General features: G+C 58.9%; 15 protein-coding genes and 2 tRNA genes. 1 reads left to right on the top strand and 16 read right to left on the bottom strand.

Annotation, left to right across the window (positions count from 1 at the left end; genetic code table 11):
- Together AUK77_RS16130 and mgtE are read right to left on the bottom strand one after the other, a co-directional pair.
- Positions 1-200, bottom strand: a 200-nt coding sequence (locus AUK77_RS16130; protein ID WP_296131627.1) for a hypothetical protein, incomplete at its 3' end; no start/stop codon positions are given.
- 355 nt (positions 201-555) lie between these two features.
- Entirely contained in the window at positions 556-1998 is a 1443-nt protein-coding gene (mgtE, locus tag AUK77_RS16125; protein WP_296131624.1) for a magnesium transporter, read from the bottom strand.
- Positions 1999-2317: 319 nt separating this feature from the next.
- Here mgtE and AUK77_RS16120 point away from each other — a divergent pair, with 319 nt between their 5' ends.
- The gene (locus AUK77_RS16120; protein ID WP_296131622.1) at positions 2318-2821 is read left to right on the top strand and encodes a DUF4124 domain-containing protein; all 504 of its coding nucleotides are present in this window, start codon (positions 2318-2320) and stop codon (positions 2819-2821) included.
- Between the two features lie 100 nt (positions 2822-2921).
- On the opposite strand, the gene AUK77_RS16115 is transcribed toward AUK77_RS16120, so the two are convergent.
- The 14 genes from AUK77_RS16115 to AUK77_RS16050 all read right to left on the bottom strand — a co-directional run bounded on the left by AUK77_RS16115 (position 2922) and on the right by AUK77_RS16050 (position 18046).
- Positions 2922-2998, bottom strand: a tRNA-Arg gene (locus tag AUK77_RS16115).
- A gap of 17 nt (positions 2999-3015) precedes the next feature.
- Positions 3016-3106, bottom strand: a tRNA-Ser gene (locus tag AUK77_RS16110).
- Between the two features lie 61 nt (positions 3107-3167).
- Complete coding sequence (csrA, locus tag AUK77_RS16105) at positions 3168-3353, bottom strand: carbon storage regulator CsrA (protein WP_025165378.1); 186 nt, start codon at positions 3351-3353, stop codon at positions 3168-3170.
- Positions 3354-3539: 186 nt separating this feature from the next.
- Positions 3540-4778: an aspartate kinase gene (locus AUK77_RS16100; RefSeq protein ID WP_296131619.1), complete on the bottom strand. Its 1239-nt coding sequence runs from the start codon at positions 4776-4778 to the stop codon at positions 3540-3542.
- 113 nt (positions 4779-4891) lie between these two features.
- A complete protein-coding gene (gene alaS, locus AUK77_RS16095) occupies positions 4892-7516 on the bottom strand; it encodes an alanine--tRNA ligase (protein WP_296131616.1) in 2625 nt (874 codons plus the stop codon).
- Positions 7517-7637: 121 nt separating this feature from the next.
- Positions 7638-8642, bottom strand: a complete 1005-nt coding sequence (ltaE, locus tag AUK77_RS16090) for a low-specificity L-threonine aldolase (protein ID WP_296131614.1) — start codon at positions 8640-8642, stop codon at positions 7638-7640.
- Positions 8643-8827: 185 nt separating this feature from the next.
- A complete protein-coding gene (gene astE, locus AUK77_RS16085; protein ID WP_296131611.1) occupies positions 8828-9835 on the bottom strand; it encodes a succinylglutamate desuccinylase in 1008 nt (335 codons plus the stop codon).
- A gap of 29 nt (positions 9836-9864) precedes the next feature.
- Positions 9865-10149 (bottom strand): topoisomerase II, encoded by a 285-nt coding sequence (locus AUK77_RS16080; RefSeq protein ID WP_296131610.1) that lies wholly within the window; start codon positions 10147-10149, stop codon positions 9865-9867.
- Positions 10150-10229: 80 nt separating this feature from the next.
- On the bottom strand, positions 10230-11594 hold the full coding sequence (gene astB / locus AUK77_RS16075; protein ID WP_296131607.1) for an N-succinylarginine dihydrolase: 1365 nt from the start codon (positions 11592-11594) through the stop codon (positions 10230-10232).
- Positions 11591-13054 carry a succinylglutamate-semialdehyde dehydrogenase gene (gene astD / locus AUK77_RS16070; RefSeq protein ID WP_296131604.1) on the bottom strand — a complete coding sequence of 488 codons (1464 nt, stop codon included), beginning with the start codon at positions 13052-13054 and terminating at the stop codon, positions 11591-11593. Before astD ends, astB begins: the two co-directional genes overlap by 4 nt.
- 92 nt (positions 13055-13146) lie before the next feature.
- Positions 13147-14163, bottom strand: a complete 1017-nt coding sequence (astA, locus tag AUK77_RS16065; RefSeq protein WP_296131601.1) for an arginine N-succinyltransferase — start codon at positions 14161-14163, stop codon at positions 13147-13149.
- A 10-nt stretch (positions 14164-14173) separates the two neighbouring features.
- Entirely contained in the window at positions 14174-15202 is a 1029-nt protein-coding gene (aruF, locus tag AUK77_RS16060) for an arginine/ornithine succinyltransferase subunit alpha (RefSeq protein ID WP_296131598.1), read from the bottom strand.
- A gap of 173 nt (positions 15203-15375) precedes the next feature.
- On the bottom strand, positions 15376-16596 hold the full coding sequence (locus AUK77_RS16055) for an aspartate aminotransferase family protein (protein WP_296131590.1): 1221 nt from the start codon (positions 16594-16596) through the stop codon (positions 15376-15378).
- Between the two features lie 244 nt (positions 16597-16840).
- Entirely contained in the window at positions 16841-18046 is a 1206-nt protein-coding gene (locus AUK77_RS16050) for a patatin-like phospholipase family protein (protein ID WP_296131587.1), read from the bottom strand.
- Positions 18047-18174: the final 128 nt, after the last annotated feature.

Raw genomic sequence — 18174 nt, 5'->3', positions numbered from 1 at the left:
TGGCCGGATGCGCGTGGAATGGGTGGCCGGATCAGCGTGGAATCGGTGGTCAGATGCTCATGGAATGGGTGGCCAGATGACCGTGGAATCCGCAGTGATGGCAACATGTCTTCCACGCCCACCCGGGTCGCCAGGATAGAACAGCGAACATCACGCAGCACCATATCAGTGATACCGAACGTTTGTTTAACGGCGGTCAAATAGACGCTCCCCACAGAACCTGATCAACAACAACGAGTGCGGTGCTGATGAATGGCGAGTTGAATGGCAACCAATGTATTAGCAGAAGATGGTTGGCAACACGGGTCACAGAACGGGTAAACGACTCGATCAGACGTGATTAAACGCTGATCACGCCCACCAAAAAGACAAGCAATTGGGAGCCAAAACTCATACCCAAAGCATGAACTCGACACCCTCAAGCAAGAGTTCACTTGGCGCCATATAAACCCATAGCTCGCTCGATGCGAGTTGAGTTAATTATTGGAGTGGAGCACCCGGGGTTTGACCCGGGCAAAACAGACGGATCTTAGCGTGATAACCGCTCCATGCCGCTCAGAGCAGGAATATGCTGGCAAGGCCAAGAAAAATAAAGAAGCCTCCGCTGTCAGTGACGGCTGTAATCATCACGCTAGCACCCATTGCCGGATCACGCCCCAACCGCACCAGCGTCATAGGAATCAACACCCCCATCATCGCCGCCAGCAACAGGTTCAACGTCATGGCAGCGGTCATCACCACGCCAAGCGACCAGCTGTCATAAAGCAGGTAGGCAACCACGCCAATCACCCCGCCCCACACGATACCGTTTACCAGACCCACGCCCAACTCTTTGCGAATCAGGCGTGATGTATTGCCGGTGGTCACTTGGTCCAGCGCCATCGCGCGCACGATCATGGTGATGGTCTGATTACCGGAGTTACCGCCAATCCCGGCAACAATCGGCATGAGCGCCGCCAGCGCAACCAGCTTTTCGATAGACCCCTCAAACAAACCAATGACCCGCGAAGCCATAAACGCGGTCACTAGGTTGACCGCTAGCCAGGCCCAACGGTTGCGCAGGGATTTCCATACCGACGCGAAGATATCTTCTTCTTCACGCAGACCGGCCATGTTGAGGACTTCGCTTTCGCTCTCCTCACGAATCAGGTCGACCATCTCATCAATAGTCAGACGGCCAATCAGCTTGCCGTTCTTGTCCACCACCGGCGATGAAATCAGGTCATAACGCTCAAATGCCTGAGCGGCAACATAAGCATCTTCATCCGGGTGAAAACTCACGGGGTCGGTAGCCATGACCTCGCTGACTTGTTTGTCAGGATCATTGACCAGCAGACGCTTGACCGGCAGCACGCCTTTAAGCACGCCGTCGTAATCGACTACAAACAGCTTATCGGTGTGGCCAGGCAACTCTTTTAAACGGCGCAGATAGCGCAATACGACTTCAAGGCTGACGTCTTCGCGGATGGTGACCATCTCGAAGTCCATCAATGCACCAACCTGATCGTCCTCATACGAGAGGGCTGAGCGAACACGCTCTCGCTGCTGTGCATCGAGCGTTTCCATCAGCTCATGCACGACATCTCGAGGCAGCTCAGAGGCGAGATCAGCCAGCTCGTCAGCGTCCATTTCCCTGGCGGCAGCGAGAATCTCGTGGTCATCCATGTCCGCCAGCAGCGTTTCACGCACAGCGTCCGAGACTTCAAGAAGGATATCGCCGTCGCGCTCCGCCTTGACCAACTGCCAAACCGTCAGGCGATCGTCCAGCGGCAGGGCTTCAAGGATGTGAGCAACGTCTGCTGAGTGCAGTTCGTCGAGCTTGCGCTGCAATTCGGCAAGGTTTTGCCGATGCACAAGGTTTTCAACCCTGCCGTGGTTGATCCCTTCCTGACGATGCGTCAGGTTTTCCACCACTTTATGCCGTTGCAACAACTCAACGACCTGAGCCAGGCGAACCTGTAGGCTTTCTTGCGGTTTTTTTGCTTCTACTTCAGTCATAGCGCGCTCCACCCCCAGCGGCGGCGCACGCCAAAGAGGGTCAATCAGTCAGTACGTGATTGCACAATCGAGATTCAGAATAACTACTGGGTAAGTCCATGGTGGTAATCCACAAGCCCCGGCGGGGCTGACGCCGCGAATGATAACACCGCGCAGATACTTTGCATGTGACAAAAAACCTGCAGTCAAGCACTTGCAAGACACACCTGAGCAGGGATTCACATACCAACGTGCGACGAGAGCGACAGGGCAAAAGGCACGCCTGGCCAACATTAGCATCTCGTCTACCATTCACTGAGACCGTCACGGAGGACGTCAAATGCGCACCTTTCTTGCCACCACCCGCCTCATCATGTTGCTTTGTCCAGACCTGGCTCTCAGCACGACCGTGTTTCGCTGCGAAGATGCCAGCGGGCACATTACCTTTACCCGCCAAGGCTGCCCTGAAAGTAACGAGTTGCGCCTACAAAAGGCATACAACCCCACGCCCGGCAGCGGCAAAGCCGTTCCATTGGCGAAGCCGAACAAAGCTCGCCAGAAAAGCAAAAGCAAAAGCAAACACGATCAGGATTTAGCGGTTATCGGCGTAAAGCAGGACGGCTGCGGCAACCTGCTCAGCAGCAGCGAGCGCCGTACAGCCATCATCAAACAACAGATTCGCTCAGGCATGAGCCTGGCTGATGTGGAAAGCAGCCTGGGCAAGCCCGACAAAGTCAGCGAGAACAACGGCCAGACGCGCTACGTGTATGAGGGCAAGAAAGGCAAAAAGCGCAACGTGGTCTTCGACCAGGCCGGCTGCGTTAAAGGCAAAGCTAAACGCTAAACAGGCCGGCACGATAAACACTTAATCGCCACGCCCCATGAGCCGCCATGACTTAAAAGACAATAAAAAAGGGCCTGCATCGCTGCAGACCCTTCTTATTTGGTGCACTCAGGAGGATTCGAACCTCCGACCGCTCGGTTCGTAGCCGAGTACTCTATCCAGCTGAGCTATGAGTGCATGTAACGCCTAAATAATGGCGGAGAAGGGGGGATTCGAACCCCCGACACCCTTTTGAGGTGTACTCCCTTAGCAGGGGAGCGCCTTCGGCCACTCGGCCACCTCTCCGCAACACGGGGCGCATGATAACCATGTTTTCCCCGTTTGCAAAGCCAAAATTTCAATAAAATTAGTGGCTTGGTTCCTCACCCTTCTCTTTCTGGATGCGCTGGTAAATTTCCTCACGGTGCACAGCAACTTCTTTAGGCGCGTTAACGCCTATACGCACCTGATTACCTTTAACGCCCAACACGGTGACAGTGACTTCGTCACCCACCATCAGGGTCTCTCCGACCCGGCGAGTCAGAATCAGCATTCCTTTCTCCTTACGGATATCAGTTCAATACAACAGCAGTCTGCAAAATAAAATGGCGGCAGCCCCGAACAACTCAAGCAGAGCCTTCACCCAAGTATTGACCAGTGTGAGCAGAAAGAAAGCCGCTGCTCATGCCAACCAAAAAGACGAAAGGCGCGGTATAAACCGCGCCTTTCGGATAATGCCTCAATCGCCCTTGCGGGCCGGGGCATCCAGTTCAAAAGCAGTGTGCAGGGCGCGCACCGCCAACTCCAGATATTTCTCCTCAATGACCACGGAGACTTTGATTTCCGAGGTCGAGATCATCTGGATATTGATGTTTTCCTTGGCCAAGGCTTCAAACATACGGCTGGCCACGCCTGCGTGGGAGCGCATGCCAACGCCAACAATGGACACCTTGGCAATTTTGGTATCACCGATCACTTCACGCGCACCCAGCTCACGCGCGGTATTTTCCAACACCTCAAACGCGGCGGTGTAGTCATTGCGGTGCACGGTGAAGGTGAAGTCGGTGGTGTTATCGTGCGAAACGTTCTGCACGATCATGTCGACTTCAATGTTGGCCGCACTGATCGGGCCGAGAATTTTGAACGCTACGCCCGGGATGTCCGGTACGCCACGGACCGTCAGCTTGGCTTCGTCGCGATTGAAAGCGATGCCGGAGATAATCGGCTGTTCCATGGATGCCTCTTCATCAAGGGTAATGAGGGTGCCCGGACCCTCTTGGAAGCTGTGCAGTACGCGCAGCGGGACGTTGTATTTGCCGGCGAATTCCACCGAGCGAATCTGCAACACCTTGGAACCAAGGCTGGCCATTTCCAGCATCTCTTCAAAGGTGATTTTTTCCAGGCGCTGAGCCTGCGGCACGACGCGCGGATCTGTGGTGTAAACACCGTCTACGTCGGTGTAAATCTGGCATTCGTCAGCCTTCAACGCTGCGGCAAGCGCTACGCCGGTGGTATCGGAACCGCCACGACCCAGCGTGGTGATATTGCCGTTTTCATCCACACCCTGGAAACCTGCAACCACCACCACACGACCAGCCTTGAGGTCAGTGCGCAGCTTCTGATCGTCGATTTGCAGGATGCGCGCTTTGTTGTGCGCGCTGTCTGTGAGGATACGCACCTGATTACCGGTGTAAGACACCGCCGGCACACCAATTTTGATCAGCGCCATGGCCAACAGGGCAATGGTCACCTGCTCACCCGTTGAAACCATCACGTCGAGTTCACGCGGTACCGGCTGACCATCACTGACCTGTTTGGCCAGATCGATCAGGCGATTGGTTTCACCGCTCATGGCGGAAACCACAACCACAATGTCATCGCCGTTGTCGCGGAACTTCTTAACCTTCGCGGCAACCTGCTGGATACGCTCAACAGTGCCGACGGAGGTGCCGCCAAATTTCTGTACGATCAAAGCCATTTCAAAGCCGCCTCAGCCCGTGAAGGGCGCCCATTAAACATACAACTCAAAACACTGCCAAGGCCCGCCGGGCGTGTGCCGGGCCATGGCGCATCAATTCTAATCGCCGCGAATTACAGACCCTGCTCGGCAAACGTCGTCGCCAACGCCAATGCCGCATCCAGCGCCTGCGCCTCGGTGCCACCGCCTTGCGCCATGTCCGGGCGACCGCCACCTTTACCGCCAACAGCCGCCGCCGCTTGTTTCATCAAGTCACCGGCTTTCAGTTTGGCGGTCAGGTCTTGAGTGACACCGGCTACCAGCACGACCTTGTCGTCCTGCACGCCGCCGAGCAGGATCACTGCGCTGCCGAGCTTGTTTTTCAGCTGATCGACCATCGCCAGCAGTGCTTTGCCGTCTAGACCGTCGAGACGTGCCGTCAGCACCTTGATACCTCTGACGTCGACAGCGGTACCCGCCAGGTCATTGCCCGCCGCGCTGGCGGCCTTGGCCTTGAACTGCTCCAGCTCTTTTTCCAGCTGACGGTTGCGCTCCAGCACACCAGCCAGCTTGTCCAGCAGGTTGTCGCGACTGCCCTTGACCAGCGCCGCCGCTTCTTTCAGCTGTTCTTCCGCACCATTGAGGTAGGCAAAAGCGGCTGCGCCAGTGACCGCCTCAATCCGGCGCACGCCAGCCGCCACACCGCTTTCGCTGATGATTTTGAACAGACCGATATCGCCGGTGCGCTTAACGTGGGTGCCGCCACACAGCTCAACTGAGAAGTCGCCACCCATGCTCAGCACACGCACCTGATCGCCGTACTTCTCACCGAACAGCGCCATGGCACCTTTGGCCTTGGCGGTTTCGATGTCGGTTTCCAGGGTTTCAACTTCGCTGTTACCGCGTACTTCACGGTTAACGATGGTTTCCAGCTCTTTCAGTTGCGCTGGAGTGATCGCCTCGAAGTGACTGAAGTCAAAGCGCAGACGCTGACTGTCGACCAGCGAGCCTTTCTGGGTGACGTGCTCGCCCAGTACCTGACGCAGCGCGGCATGCAGCAAGTGGGTGGCCGAGTGATTGAGCGCAGTGGCCTGACGCACGCTGGCATCCACTTCGGCCTTGACCGAGGTGCTGACACTCAAGCCGCCCTTGACCGCAACGCCGTGGTGCAGGAACGCGCCGCCAGCTTTGGTGGTATCACGCACGTCAAAACGCACACCTGCACCTTCAAGGAAGCCGCAGTCACCGACTTGGCCACCGGATTCGGCATAGAACGGCGTCTGATCGAGAACGACAACGCCCTCCTCGCCCTCACTCAGGCTGTCGACAGCCTGACCGTCCTTGAACAGCGCAATGATCTTGCCGCTGCCACTGGTGCCTTGATAGCCGAGGAACGCGGTGTCGCTGTCCACCTTGACCAGCGCGTTGTAATCCATGCCGAACGAGCTGGCGGAACGGGCGCGCTTGCGCTGCTCCTCCATTTCGCGCTCGAAGCCTTCTTCATCTAGGGTCAACTCACGCTCACGGGCGATGTCACCGGTGAGGTCCATCGGGAAGCCGAAGGTGTCGTAGAGTTTGAAAATCACTTCACCCGGAATCACCGTGCCTTTGAGCTCCGCCAAGTCCTGCTCAAGAATTTTCAGGCCCTGCTCCAAGGTCTTGGCGAACTGCTCTTCTTCGGTTTTCAGCACGCGCTCGATATGCGATTGCTGTTGTTTCAGTTCAGGGAAGGCATCGCCCATCTCGGCCACCAGCGCGGCAACGATCTGGTAGAAGAAGCTGCCCTTGGCACCCAGCTTGTTGCCGTGACGGCAGGCGCGGCGGATGATGCGGCGCAGCACGTAGCCACGGCCTTCGTTGGACGGTGTCACGCCGTCGGCAACCAGGAAGCCGCACGAACGGATGTGGTCAGCGACCACGTTTAGCGACGCCTGGCCTTCGTTGGCACAACCGATGGCCTTGGCCGCGGCATTAAGCAGGCTTTGGAACAGGTCGATCTCGTAGTTCGAGTTCACGTGTTGCAGCACGGCACTGATACGCTCCAGCCCCATGCCGGTGTCCACGCTCGGCGCAGGCAACGGGTGCAGCACGCCGTCAGCCGTGCGATTGAACTGCATGAAGACGTTGTTCCAGATCTCGATATAACGATCGCCATCTTCTTCTGGCGAGCCAGGTGGGCCACCCCAGATGTGATCGCCGTGGTCGAAGAAAATCTCGGTGCACGGGCCGCACGGGCCGGTGTCGCCCATGGTCCAGAAGTTGTCGGAGGCGTACGGCGCGCCTTTGTTGTCGCCGATGCGGATCATGCGCTCGACCGGAACGCCGATTTCCTTGTTCCAGATGTCATAGGCTTCGTCATCCGTGGCATAAACCGTAACCCAGAGCTTTTCCTTGGGCAGATTCAGCCACTTGTCGCCGGTGAGAAACTCCCAGGCGAAGTGAATCGCATCGCGCTTGAAATAGTCGCCAAAGCTGAAGTTGCCGAGCATTTCAAAGAAGGTGTGGTGACGAGCGGTATAACCGACGTTTTCCAAATCGTTGTGCTTGCCGCCGGCACGCACACACTTCTGGCTGGTGGCGGCGCGGGTGTAGGCGCGCTTTTCCAGGCCGAGGAAGCAATCCTTGAACTGGTTCATGCCGGCGTTGGTGAACAGCAGGGTCGGGTCGTTGCCCGGAATCAGGGAGCTTGAAGCGACACGGGTGTGTCCCTTTTGTTCAAAGAAGCTGAGGAAGGCTTCACGGATTTCTGCGCTTTTCATAGGAATCTTCCAAAAACCAGCGGCCACAATAAAGCCGGCAAAGGGCCGCATTATATCGGGCCAGCGCAAGGGGGCTAGTGCCTTTATTGATAGATAACCGCTATTAGCTGACCTGCATCAGTCAAGTTGAGCGGAAATCAGCAAACGCCAGCAGCACCTGATCGATGTGCGCCGGGGAAATATCCAGGTGCGTGACCATGCGCAGCCGCGCTGCAGCGCTGAGTGTGATGCCGCGCTCGGCGCAAAAGGCTTTCAGCGCGCCAGCTTGGTCGCCCATATGCACATAGACCATATTGGTCTGCACCGGCTCCACGGCATAGCCCAGTTCACGCAAGCCTGCGGCCAAGCGTTCGGCGTTGGCATGATCCTCAGCCAAACGCGCTACCTGATGATGCAGCGCATACAAACCGGCCGCCGCCAGCATGCCCGCCTGACGCATACCACCGCCGACCATTTTGCGCAGCCGCCGTGCCCGGCCGATCAACTCACGTGTGCCGCACAACACCGAGCCCACAGGCGCGCCGAGCCCCTTGGACAGGCACACCGACACCGAATCGAAGTACTGCGTGATGTCACGCGCAGGCACGCGCAACTTGACCGCCGCGTTGTACAACCGCGCGCCATCCAGATGCAGAGCAAGCCCGCGCTGAGTGGTCAACTCGCGCGCGGCCTGAAGATAAGACAGCGGCAGAACCTTGCCCTGCATGGTGTTTTCCAGCGCCAGCAGACGGGTGCGGGCGAAGTGAAAGTCATCCTGTTTGATGGCGGCTTCGACCTTGGCCAAATCCAACGAGCCATCCGCTTCGCCGTCAATCGGCTGCGGCTGGATCGAACCGAGCACCGCCGCGCCACCGCCTTCGTATTTATAAGTGTGCGCCTGCTGGCCGACGATGTACTCGTCACCACGGCCGCAATGGGCCATCAACCCAAGCAGGTTACTCATGGTGCCAGTGGGCACGAACAGCGCCGCTTCGAAGCCCAGTTCAGCCGCCAGATACTGCTCCAGACGATTGACCGTCGGGTCTTCGCCGTACACATCGTCACCCAACTCGGCGGCCTGCATAGCCTCGCGCATGCCGGGCGTCGGCTGGGTGACGGTGTCGCTGCGCAGGTCGATAACGGGCATGGTGGGCAATCCTTAGATGGGCTAAAGCCCGATGCTAAGGCGCGCCAATTAGGCAAACAAGGTACAGATCAGGTGAGAAAGCGCAGGACAGCTACGCAGGGTGGATGGATAAAGGGCCACCACCCCAGTGTTTCAGCGACGTAGCCCGGAAAGACCGCTGTAAGTGCCCACAATGCGCCATAGGCTCAGGCCAACTGCACGTCTTCGGCGGGAACAATCAAGATGCCAGCACGCAAGCCGTTTTTGACTTTCGGATTCGGGAAGATAATGCGCGTGCCGGGCTGATCGACGATCCAGCGGGTGTCACTCAGGTCTTCGGCCAACAGATAGCCAACCGGCAGCTCGCTGAAGTTTTCCACCTCATTGGGCAGGTGCAGCGTGAAGGCGTCGCTGTGCTTGATCACTTCGCGCGAAACGGCAAACAGCGTGAGTCCATCCAGTGACGGCTCGGCGATTTCTTCTCGCCCCTCAATCAAGGCGCGCAGTTGCTGCTCAAGCAAATCTAGGTTGACCTGTTGGTTCTGCCCAAACGGCCGCGCCTTACCCAGCTCGAGGGTGAAGGCTTCTGCCCCAAGCTGGGTGTACGTGTAAGCGCTAAAGGTGATGGAGCTTTTGTTGTGCAGCAGCACGGCTTCAATCCCTGCCGCGTTCAGACGCGCCAGTTCGCGCAGGCTGCGCACGCGCCCTTCTTGAAACGGGTAGAGGGCAAACTGTTCGATTTTCGAGCCACGAATGGCGGTGTGCAGGTCGTAATGCAGCCGACTGCGCGCAGGCTTGTTGAAGAAGTTGGCCGCCAAGTGTTCCAGCTCACAGGCACGCAGTGCCTCGTTGCCGGTGTGCTGATCGTGACGCCCATTGAACAGGCGGTTGATGTCCTGCTCGATGTAACGCTCGCCACGGCGCATGGCTTCGGGGTTGCCAAACAGAAAGAGAATCCGCGCGCGCGGCTTGAGCTGGCTGCGGGCAATGCCTTGCAGCAAACGCTCCAACAACTCGATGGGCGCGGTTTCGTTGCCGTGGATACCGGCAGAGAGCAGCAGGTCTTGGCCATTGTCGCAGGCCACCGGCGGGGTGACTTCCAACGCGCCTTCGGCCAGCCAACGCAGCCGTGTGCCCTCGGGGGTCAACTGAATCTTCGCAGACGGCTCATGGCCGGCCAGGGTCAGTTCGAGCAGTTTACCGAGGGCAAGCATGGGCATTTCCTCAGCGCGTAAAGACGCGCTTAGTGATTGCAATCCGGGCCATGTACATGGCCGTCTTCGTCTGCCAGATCGGCTGCTTCCATTTCCAGCTCCAAGCTGACCAGGTTGGTAGCCAGCGGCCGCAGCAGCAGGTTGGCGTATTCAGCGGCGCCCTCTTCTACCTCTACGCCGATCATCAACTGGTTGTTACCTACTTGCTGAAACCAGATTTCCTGACCCTGCCAGATCACGGCAAAGCGTGTGCAGGAGGTTTCCAGTTGGGTGCCATCGGTGTCTTCAAGGATCAGTTGCAGGGCGTCGCTCATAAAATCTCCACAGTGTTGGACGTAGGGTGAATGTCGCTTTTACATCCAGCGATGGGTCGATAAAGCGCGACCCTCCCTACTCAAGCTAATTGAAATGGATAAACCGCGCCCAGTTTAAGGATCTGCGTCAGTTCATCCAAGGCCGTGCGGCATTCGTTGAGCAATTGTGGGTCAGCCAGGTCGTTTTCGCTCAGGCGATCGCGGTAGTGCTTGTCGACCCAGACGTTCAGGGTGTCATACAGGCTCGGCGTCATAATCACACCCTGGTTGACCGCCGCCAGTTCGTCTTCCTTGAGGGCTACGCGTAGGCGCAGGCAAGCCGGGCCGCCGCCGTTCTGCATGCTCTGCTTGAGGTCGAACACTTTGACCTCGCGAATCGGGCCGTTACCGGTCGTCAACTGTTGCAGGTAGTTCCACACGTTGGCGTTGTTGCGGCACTCCTCCGGCACGATCAGCAGCATGCTGCCATCGGCGCGACTCAGCAGTTGGCTGTTGAACAGGTAGGACTTGACCGCATCGTCCACCGTCACTGCATCACGCGGCACGCACACGGACTGGAAATTGCCACCACGACGGGCGAGCTTGTCGCGCAGTTCGGCCAGCACCCTATCGGTGTCGAGGAAAGCGTCCTGGTGATAAAACAACACCTCGCCATTGCCCACGGCGATCACGTCGTTGTGGAACACGCCTTGATCGATCACCGCTGGCGTTTGCTGGGCGTAGACCACGCCCTCATCGCTCAGGCCATGCAGACGGGCCACCGCCTGCGAGGCTTCCAAGGTTTGCCGCGCCGGGTAGCGCTGCGGAGCCGGGAAGCGACTGTCGAAGGCGCTGCGGCCGAATACGAAAAACTCCACGCCCGCATCGCCGTAACCCTTGCAGAAGCGCGTGTGGTTGGCCGCGCCTTCATCGCCAAACTGAGTAACCGCAGGCAACGCCGCGTGATGGGCAAAGTGCTGCTCGTTGGCGAACATCGCACCCAATACGCGGCTAGTGGTTGGGTGTTCGATCGAACGGTGGAATTTGCAATTGAGGTTGGCGGCGGTGAAATGCACGCGGCCGTCCGCCGTATCCGCACTCGGGCTAACGGTGCAAGCGTTGGCCGTCCACATGCTGGAGGCCGAGCAGCTTGCAACCAATAGCGGCATGGCGTCTTTCGCGGCCTTCTGGATCACCTGGGCATCCGTTCCGGTAAAACCCAGGCTGCGCAGCACGGCGACATTCGGGCGCTCCTGCGGGGCCAATACGCCCTGTTTGAAGCCCATTTCCATCAGCGCTTTCATTTTGGCCAGGCCTTGCTTGGCCGCTTCTTTCGGGCTGGACCCGGCCTGACTGTTGCTCTGCGAGGCGACGTTGCCGTAGGACAGACCACCGTAGTTATGCGTCGGACCGACCAAGCCATCAAAGTTCACTTCAAATGCAGAGGCGTTGGGTGCTTGGCTCACAGGCTAACTCCGGGTGTCAGGGTGGCAGGCAGGCTCAGGCTGTCGGATTCCAGCGAGGCCACCGGGTAGGCGCAATAATCGGCCGCGTAATAGGCGCTGGCGCGATGGTTACCAGACGCACCGACACCGCCGAATGGCGCAGTGCTGGCCGCGCCAGTCAGTTGTTTATTCCAGTTAACGATACCGGCGCGGCTGTGCAGCCAGAACTGCTCGTAGCGCGCTTTTGAATCGGACAACAGCCCGGCCGCCAAACCGTACTGCGTATTGTTGGCCTCGGTGATGGCAGACTCGAAATCGGCGTAGCGAATCACCTGCAACAGTGGACCAAAGAACTCTTCATCCGGGCGATTGCCTATCTCGCTCACGTCGATAATCCCTGGCGTGAGTAAGGCAGCGCCGGCCAAGGGCTGAGTCATCTCTAGCAGCGGCTTGGCGCCCTGCGCGAGCAAATGCTGCTGCGCCTTGAGCAGGTGCTGAGCGGCGGCCAGGGAAATCACCGAGCCCATAAAGGGCGCAGGTTGCGCGTCAAAACTGCCGACTTTGATACTCGCGGCCACTTCCACCAGTCGTTCCAGCAGGCTGTCACCCCAGGCGCCTTGCGGCACCAACAGGCGGCGCGCACAGGTGCAGCGCTGACCAGCAGAAATAAAGGCCGACTGAATGATGGTGTACACGGCGGCGTTAAGGTCAGCGACCTGATCAACCAGCAGCGGGTTATTGCCGCCCATTTCCAGGGCAAGGATCTTGTCCGGGCGACCGGCAAACTGGCTGTGCAGCAGGTTGCCAGTGCGGCTGGAGCCGGTGAAGAACAAGCCGTCGATGCCGTCGTGCGCGGCCAACGCCACGCCGGTTTCCCGCGCGCCCTGCACCAGATTGAGTACACCTACTGGCAAACCGGCTTCGATCCAGCACTTGACCGTCAGCTCGGCGACTTTCGGCGTCAGCTCACTGGGTTTGAACACTACGCAGTTACCCGCCAGCAGCGCCGGAACGATATGGCCGTTGGGCAGGTGACCGGGGAAATTGTAAGGGCCGAACACCGCGACCACACCATGCGGCTTGTGCCGTAACACAGCGGTGGCATCGGCCAGTGGGCCGCTTTTCTCACCGGTGCGTTCGCGGTAGCTCTGAATGGAAATGGCCACTTTGTTGACCATGCTGGTGACTTCAGTGGCGGTTTCCCACAGCGGCTTGCCGGTCTCCTCACCAATGCAGTGGCCAAGTGCGTCGGCATGTTGTTTGAGGGTCGCGGCAAACTGCTCAAGCACGGCAATGCGCTCATCCAGCGAACGCGAGGCCCAGGCTGGGAATGCGGCGCGAGCGGCCTGCACAGCCGCATCCACCTGCTCGGCACTGGCGGCCTGGCCATGCCAGATGGCTTCCTGACTGACCGGATTGAGTGATTCCAGGCTTTCGCCCTGGCCTGCATGCCAGGCACCGGCAATGTAATGAGTGCTCATCTTGTTTTATCACTCCCAGCAAGGTGTTGACCCGGCCTGCGCCGGATCGGCAAATAGAGACAACCGCGTCTTACTGCTTGAGCAAGCAGCGGTTAGCCGCGAGCAGAAACAGCGACCGCACGCACCTGATCGCCCGCCGACAACTGCAGGCGCTTGGCGGTTTGCGCATCAACCACCAGGGTGCCCGCGGCCAAACGCGCGGGCGCGGCGGTAATCCGGCACTCTTCGCGCCTACGGTTATGGATTAGGAACTGCGGGGCATCATCGCCCGGGGTGCCAACAGCCAGCACCAGCACCTGGCTGTCCTGCACCGCGCGAATTTTCGCGGTTTCGGCTTCAATGGCCGGGCCGGCGTCGAAGATGTCGACATAACCCTGATAACTGAAGCCCTCGCCCTTGAGCATGGCCAGCGCTGGCTCGGTGTCCGGGTGCACACGGCCGATGATGTTGCGCGCATCCTCCGAGAGAAAGCAGGTGTAGAGCGGAAATTTGGGCATCAACTCGGCAATAAAAGCCTTGTTGCCCACGCCGGTGAGGTAATCCGCCTGGCTGAATTCCATCTTGAAAAAGTGCCGACCCAGGCTTTCCCAGAACGGCGAACGGCCCTGCTCATCGGACATGCCGCGCATCTCGGCCATCACCTTGTCGCCAAACAATTCGCGGAACTCAGCAATAAACAGAAAGCGCGCCTTGGACAGCAGGCGGCCATTCAGGCCGCTGCGCTGATCGCTGCGTAAAAACAGCGAACACAGCTCGGAGTTGCCGGTCAGGTCGTTGGCCAGAAACAGTGTGGGGATCTGCCGGTGGATGTTCAGCTCTTGCGAGGCGCTCACCGTCAGGCCAACCCGGTAGTTGTACCAAGGCTCGCGCAAGCCGACAGCACCCGCGACAGCGGAAATACCGACCACCTCGCCGTTGTCATCTTCGAGCACGAACAGGTAGTCGGCATCGGCGCGCACGGCATCACCGCGAAAGGCTTTTTCAGCCCAACCGACCCGGTGCGCCAGGCGCTCTTCATTGGCCGGCAAGGTGGTCAGGCCAGCACCCGTACTGCGCGCCAACTGGAACAGCGCCGGTAAATCGGCACTGCGAACGGGACGAACAATCATGTGCTACTCCTTAAACCGCCACCAGGCGAACGCTAACGCCTTCACCGACGCCCAGGGCTTCGGCAACCGCCACACTCAAGGTCACCGGCTTGCCAGGTACCCAGTCAAGCTCAACCACCACTGCGCGGAAATCCTGTAGCTGGCCATTACAGACCAAATACGGACGACCGCCTTTAACCGGCTCGTCTTTGTCTGCCGCCAAACGCAGGGGCACCACACGGCTTTGGGCAATCGAGCGAATACCCGAGGTGCGTGCGTGCAGGGTCGGGCCACCGTCGAAGATGTCGATGTAGTGATCGGTTTCGAAGCCTTCACGCATCAGAATGTCGAAGCTGATCTGCGCCCGCGGATGCACTTGGCCCATGGCTTCCTGCGCCTCATCTGGCAGCAGCGGCACATAAATCGGGTAATGCGGCATCAACTCAGCAAGGAAGGTGCGACTCTTCAGGCCACACAGGCGCTCGGCCTCGGTGTAGTTCATGTCGAAGAAGTTGCGCCCCACGGCATCCCAGAACGGCGAATCACCGGCCTCGTCGCTGTAGCCGACAATTTCCACCACCACCGCATCGGCAAAGCGCTCGGGATGATTGGCGAGGAACAGCAAACGGCCACGCGAGTTGAGCTCCGACCAGGCGGTATTCACCAACGGCCGCTCGACGTAGAAGCTGGTCAGCAGGCTGTTGCCGGTGAGGTCGTGGCACAGCGAGAGCACGTGGATCTTGTTATGGATCTTCAACTCGCGGGAATTGTGCACGAAGGTTTCGTTGCGGAAGCTGTAGAACGGCTCGGAGTAGCCGGCCGAAGCGACAATACCGGAGCAGCCGACCAGGCGACCGCTCTCGCTGTCTTCCAGCACGAAGAAGTAGCTTTCTTCACCGTTGAAGCTCACTTCAGCGGAAAAAGAGGCCTCTGAAGCGGCGATCTTTTCGCGCAGACGATCGCTGTCGTCCGGCAGTGAAGTCACACCAACCGGGCTGTCCGCGGCGAGACGCTGCACTTCAGTGAGGTCGGCCATTTGCGCGGGGCGCATCACCAGCATGGTGTCACTCCTTTTGATAAAAGCTCCAAGCGACCCAATACGGGTGGCTCAGAGAAAACCGCAGCAGCGCTGCGGCACACACAGAGACGTGCATCCTTACTGTTTACTCAACCCGTCCATGGGCCGAGCAAGCCCAGCCTGACGCACCATGAAATGGCGCATCAGGCCGACCATCATGCTTGAGTGAGTTTGGCCACAGCGCGCTCAAAACGCGCCAAACCCTCATCGATATCGGCGTCTTCCACCACCAGGCTAGGAGCGAAGCGCACCACGTCCGGGCTGGCTTGCAGCACCATCACACCTTCCACCGCAGCGGCGTCGAGAATCGCCTTGGCCTTGCCTTTCCAGGCATCGGACAGCACCGCACCGATCAGCAGACCGAGGCCGCGCACTTCGCTGAACACGCCGTACTGCTGGCCGATCTGCTCCAACTTGGTTTTAAAGCGCTGATGCTTGGCCTGTACGCCAGCCAGCACCTCAGGCGTATTGATCACTTCCATCACCGCTTCACCCACAGCGCAGGCCAGCGGATTGCCGCCATAGGTCGTACCGTGAGTGCCGACGGCCAGGTGTTTGGCCAGCGCTTCGGTGGTCAGCATCGCGCCAATCGGGAAGCCGCCACCCAGGCTCTTGGCGCTGGAAAGAATGTCCGGCGTCACACCGTAATGCTGGTAGGCAAACAGCGAGCCGCTGCGGCCCATGCCGCTCTGCACTTCATCGAACACCAGCAGTGCGTTGTGCTGATCGCACAACTCGCGAGCGGCTTGCAGATAGGCCAAGTCTGCGGGCATTACCCCACCTTCGCCCTGAATTGGCTCCAGCACCACGGCGCAGGTTTTATCCGACACGGCCGCTTTCAGCGCCTCAATATCGTTATAAGGGATGTGGCTGATGCCCTGAATTTTCGGGCCGAAACCTTCGGAGTATTTCGGCTGACCGCCAACACTCACGGTAAACAGGGTGCGACCGTGAAAGCTGTTGGTGGCGGCAATGATCTCGCACTTGTCTTCGCCGTATTTATCAAATGCCACGCGACGGGCCAGCTTGAACGCGGCCTCGTTGGCTTCAGCGCCGGAGTTGCAGAAGAACACGCGATCCGCAAAAGTGGCATCGACCAGCTTCTTGGCCAAGCGCAGGGCCGGCTCGTTAGTGAACACGTTGGACACATGCCACAGCTTGCACGCCTGTTCGGTCAGCGCGGCCACCAACGCCGGATGGGCGTGGCCCAGCACGTTAACGGCGATGCCACCGGCAAAGTCGATCAGCTCACGACCGCTTTGGTCCCACACGCGCGAACCTGCGCCACGCACAGGGATAAAAGCAGCGGGTGCATAGTTGGGCACCATCACCTGATCAAAATCGGCGCGCTGAACCGGGTCGTGCTGAACGGACATCTGAGCTCTCCTGACGAGGAACACCTGCTGTGCTTAGCAGGCGATGAGAAGGATTGTAGGGACTGATCAGGGGCTGGCATTGCCGCCATGCGACAACTTCTTACAGCGCCAACCCGCAGAAAACCCGCGCTTTCGCAAATGCGACAGAAAGCATCGGGAAGGCGCAGTTTAAATGCAGCCCGCCGCCTTGGCGCGGTTTTATCCACGCCCATGAAAAGGATTTTCGTAGCGCCCTAAGAACGGATCATGCGCTCACGGGAGTAACCAGAGGCGCAGGCAAGTGCTCCAACTGCAGAAATTCAATCAAACGGGCTTTTTGCGCCATGGCATCCTGATAACCCAGCTCAATCAACTCGCTGCAATAACCCGGCTCAAATAACAGGTAGCTCAGTACCCCGGCACCGCTGGCGCGGGTCGCACCCGGCCCGCGCAGGAAGAAACGCAGCGCTTTGGGCAGTTCATGCCGATGCCGCGCGGCAATCAGATCCAGCGGCTGGCTGGGGGCAATCACCAACACATCCACGGGCTTAAGCCCCAGGCCGCGCGGCTGGTTCTCAGGGGGAATCAACTGGCCCATCTGGTTCAGCCGCTCGAGCAACTCGATGTCGCTTTCGAGGTTATCGATAAAAGTACTGTTCAGCATGTGCCCACTGATTTGCGCCAGGCTCGGTGCACGACTCGCGCGTGCAGGCACGAGACTCTTTTGCTCGTGCACAACAGCACTCGATTTGCCGCTGACGCCCACCACCAAGACACGGGTTGCACCCAAGTGCAGGGCGGGACTGATCGGCGCGGACTGACGCACCGCACCGTCGCCATAGTATTCGCGACCAATTTTTACCGGCGGAAAGATCAGTGGGATCGAGGCGCTGGCCAATAAATGCTCGATGCCCAGCCGGGTGGGCACGCCAACGCGGCGATGGCGGAACCAAGGGTCAATCGTCGCGCGCCCCTGGTAGAAGGTGACCGCCTGCGCCGTTTCATAGCCAAAGGCCGTGACCGCCACCGCCCGCAATTGCCGATGGCGCACTGCGGCGGCAATGCCGGTGAAATCCATCTCACGCTTTAGCAATTCCGCCAGCGGCGAGCTGTCGAGCAGCGCCACCGGGGCTTCACCACCGATACCCAGCAAACTATGACCAATAAAACGGCTGACTTGGCGCAGCACACCCGGCCAGTCACTGCGGTACACCTGATGGGTATGAAAGCCCTGCCAGACGCTGGTCAGTCGGCGCACTGCTTCAGTGAAGTGCAACGCCCCGCAGGCCAGGCCCACGGCATTGATGGCACCAGCGGAGGTGCCGACGATCACCGGGAAGGGGTTGTGTGCCGCATCCGGCAGCAAATCAGCAATCGCGGACAATACGCCAACCTGATACGCCGCTCGCGCCCCACCGCCGGAAAGAATCAGACCGGTCATCGGCTGACGGTTGGCTGCGCTGTGCGACATAGGCTGTACACCATTGTTTTCAGCCAGTATACCTGAATTCAACCCATAAGTGCAACGCTCACCCCTGCATACACTTCGTACGGTGTCTTCCAGCCCAGGCGTTTGCGTGGGCGTAAATTGATCTTCGC

Origin of the sequence: Pseudomonas sp. Ga0074129, from assembly GCA_001465025.1 — a bacterium.
GTDB lineage: Bacteria > Pseudomonadota > Gammaproteobacteria > Pseudomonadales > Pseudomonadaceae > Aquipseudomonas.
This window is presented reverse-complemented; position numbering and strand designations above follow the sequence as displayed.

Excerpts from the sequence above, each read along its gene's own strand:
- astA (WP_296131601.1), bottom strand. The coding sequence starts at position 14,163 with ATGATTGTTCGTCCCGTTCGCAGTGCCGATTTACCGGCGCTGTTCCAG.
- astE (WP_296131611.1), bottom strand. The coding sequence starts at position 9,835 with ATGCTTGCCCTCGGTAAACTGCTCGAACTGACCCTGGCCGGCCATGAG.
- csrA (WP_025165378.1), bottom strand. The coding sequence starts at position 3,353 with ATGCTGATTCTGACTCGCCGGGTCGGAGAGACCCTGATGGTGGGTGAC.
- mgtE (WP_296131624.1), bottom strand. The coding sequence starts at position 1,998 with ATGACTGAAGTAGAAGCAAAAAAACCGCAAGAAAGCCTACAGGTTCGC.
- AUK77_RS16055 (WP_296131590.1), bottom strand. The coding sequence starts at position 16,596 with ATGTCCGTTCAGCACGACCCGGTTCAGCGCGCCGATTTTGATCAGGTG.
- ltaE (WP_296131614.1), bottom strand. The coding sequence starts at position 8,642 with ATGCCCGTTATCGACCTGCGCAGCGACACCGTCACCCAGCCGACGCCC.
- astD (WP_296131604.1), bottom strand. The coding sequence starts at position 13,054 with ATGAGCACTCATTACATTGCCGGTGCCTGGCATGCAGGCCAGGGCGAA.
- AUK77_RS16120 (WP_296131622.1), top strand. The coding sequence starts at position 2,318 with ATGCGCACCTTTCTTGCCACCACCCGCCTCATCATGTTGCTTTGTCCA.
- aruF (WP_296131598.1), bottom strand. The coding sequence starts at position 15,202 with ATGCTGGTGATGCGCCCCGCGCAAATGGCCGACCTCACTGAAGTGCAG.
- AUK77_RS16050 (WP_296131587.1), bottom strand. The coding sequence starts at position 18,046 with ATGTCGCACAGCGCAGCCAACCGTCAGCCGATGACCGGTCTGATTCTT.
- AUK77_RS16100 (WP_296131619.1), bottom strand. The coding sequence starts at position 4,778 with ATGGCTTTGATCGTACAGAAATTTGGCGGCACCTCCGTCGGCACTGTT.
- AUK77_RS16080 (WP_296131610.1), bottom strand. The coding sequence starts at position 10,149 with ATGAGCGACGCCCTGCAACTGATCCTTGAAGACACCGATGGCACCCAA.
- alaS (WP_296131616.1), bottom strand. The coding sequence starts at position 7,516 with ATGAAAAGCGCAGAAATCCGTGAAGCCTTCCTCAGCTTCTTTGAACAA.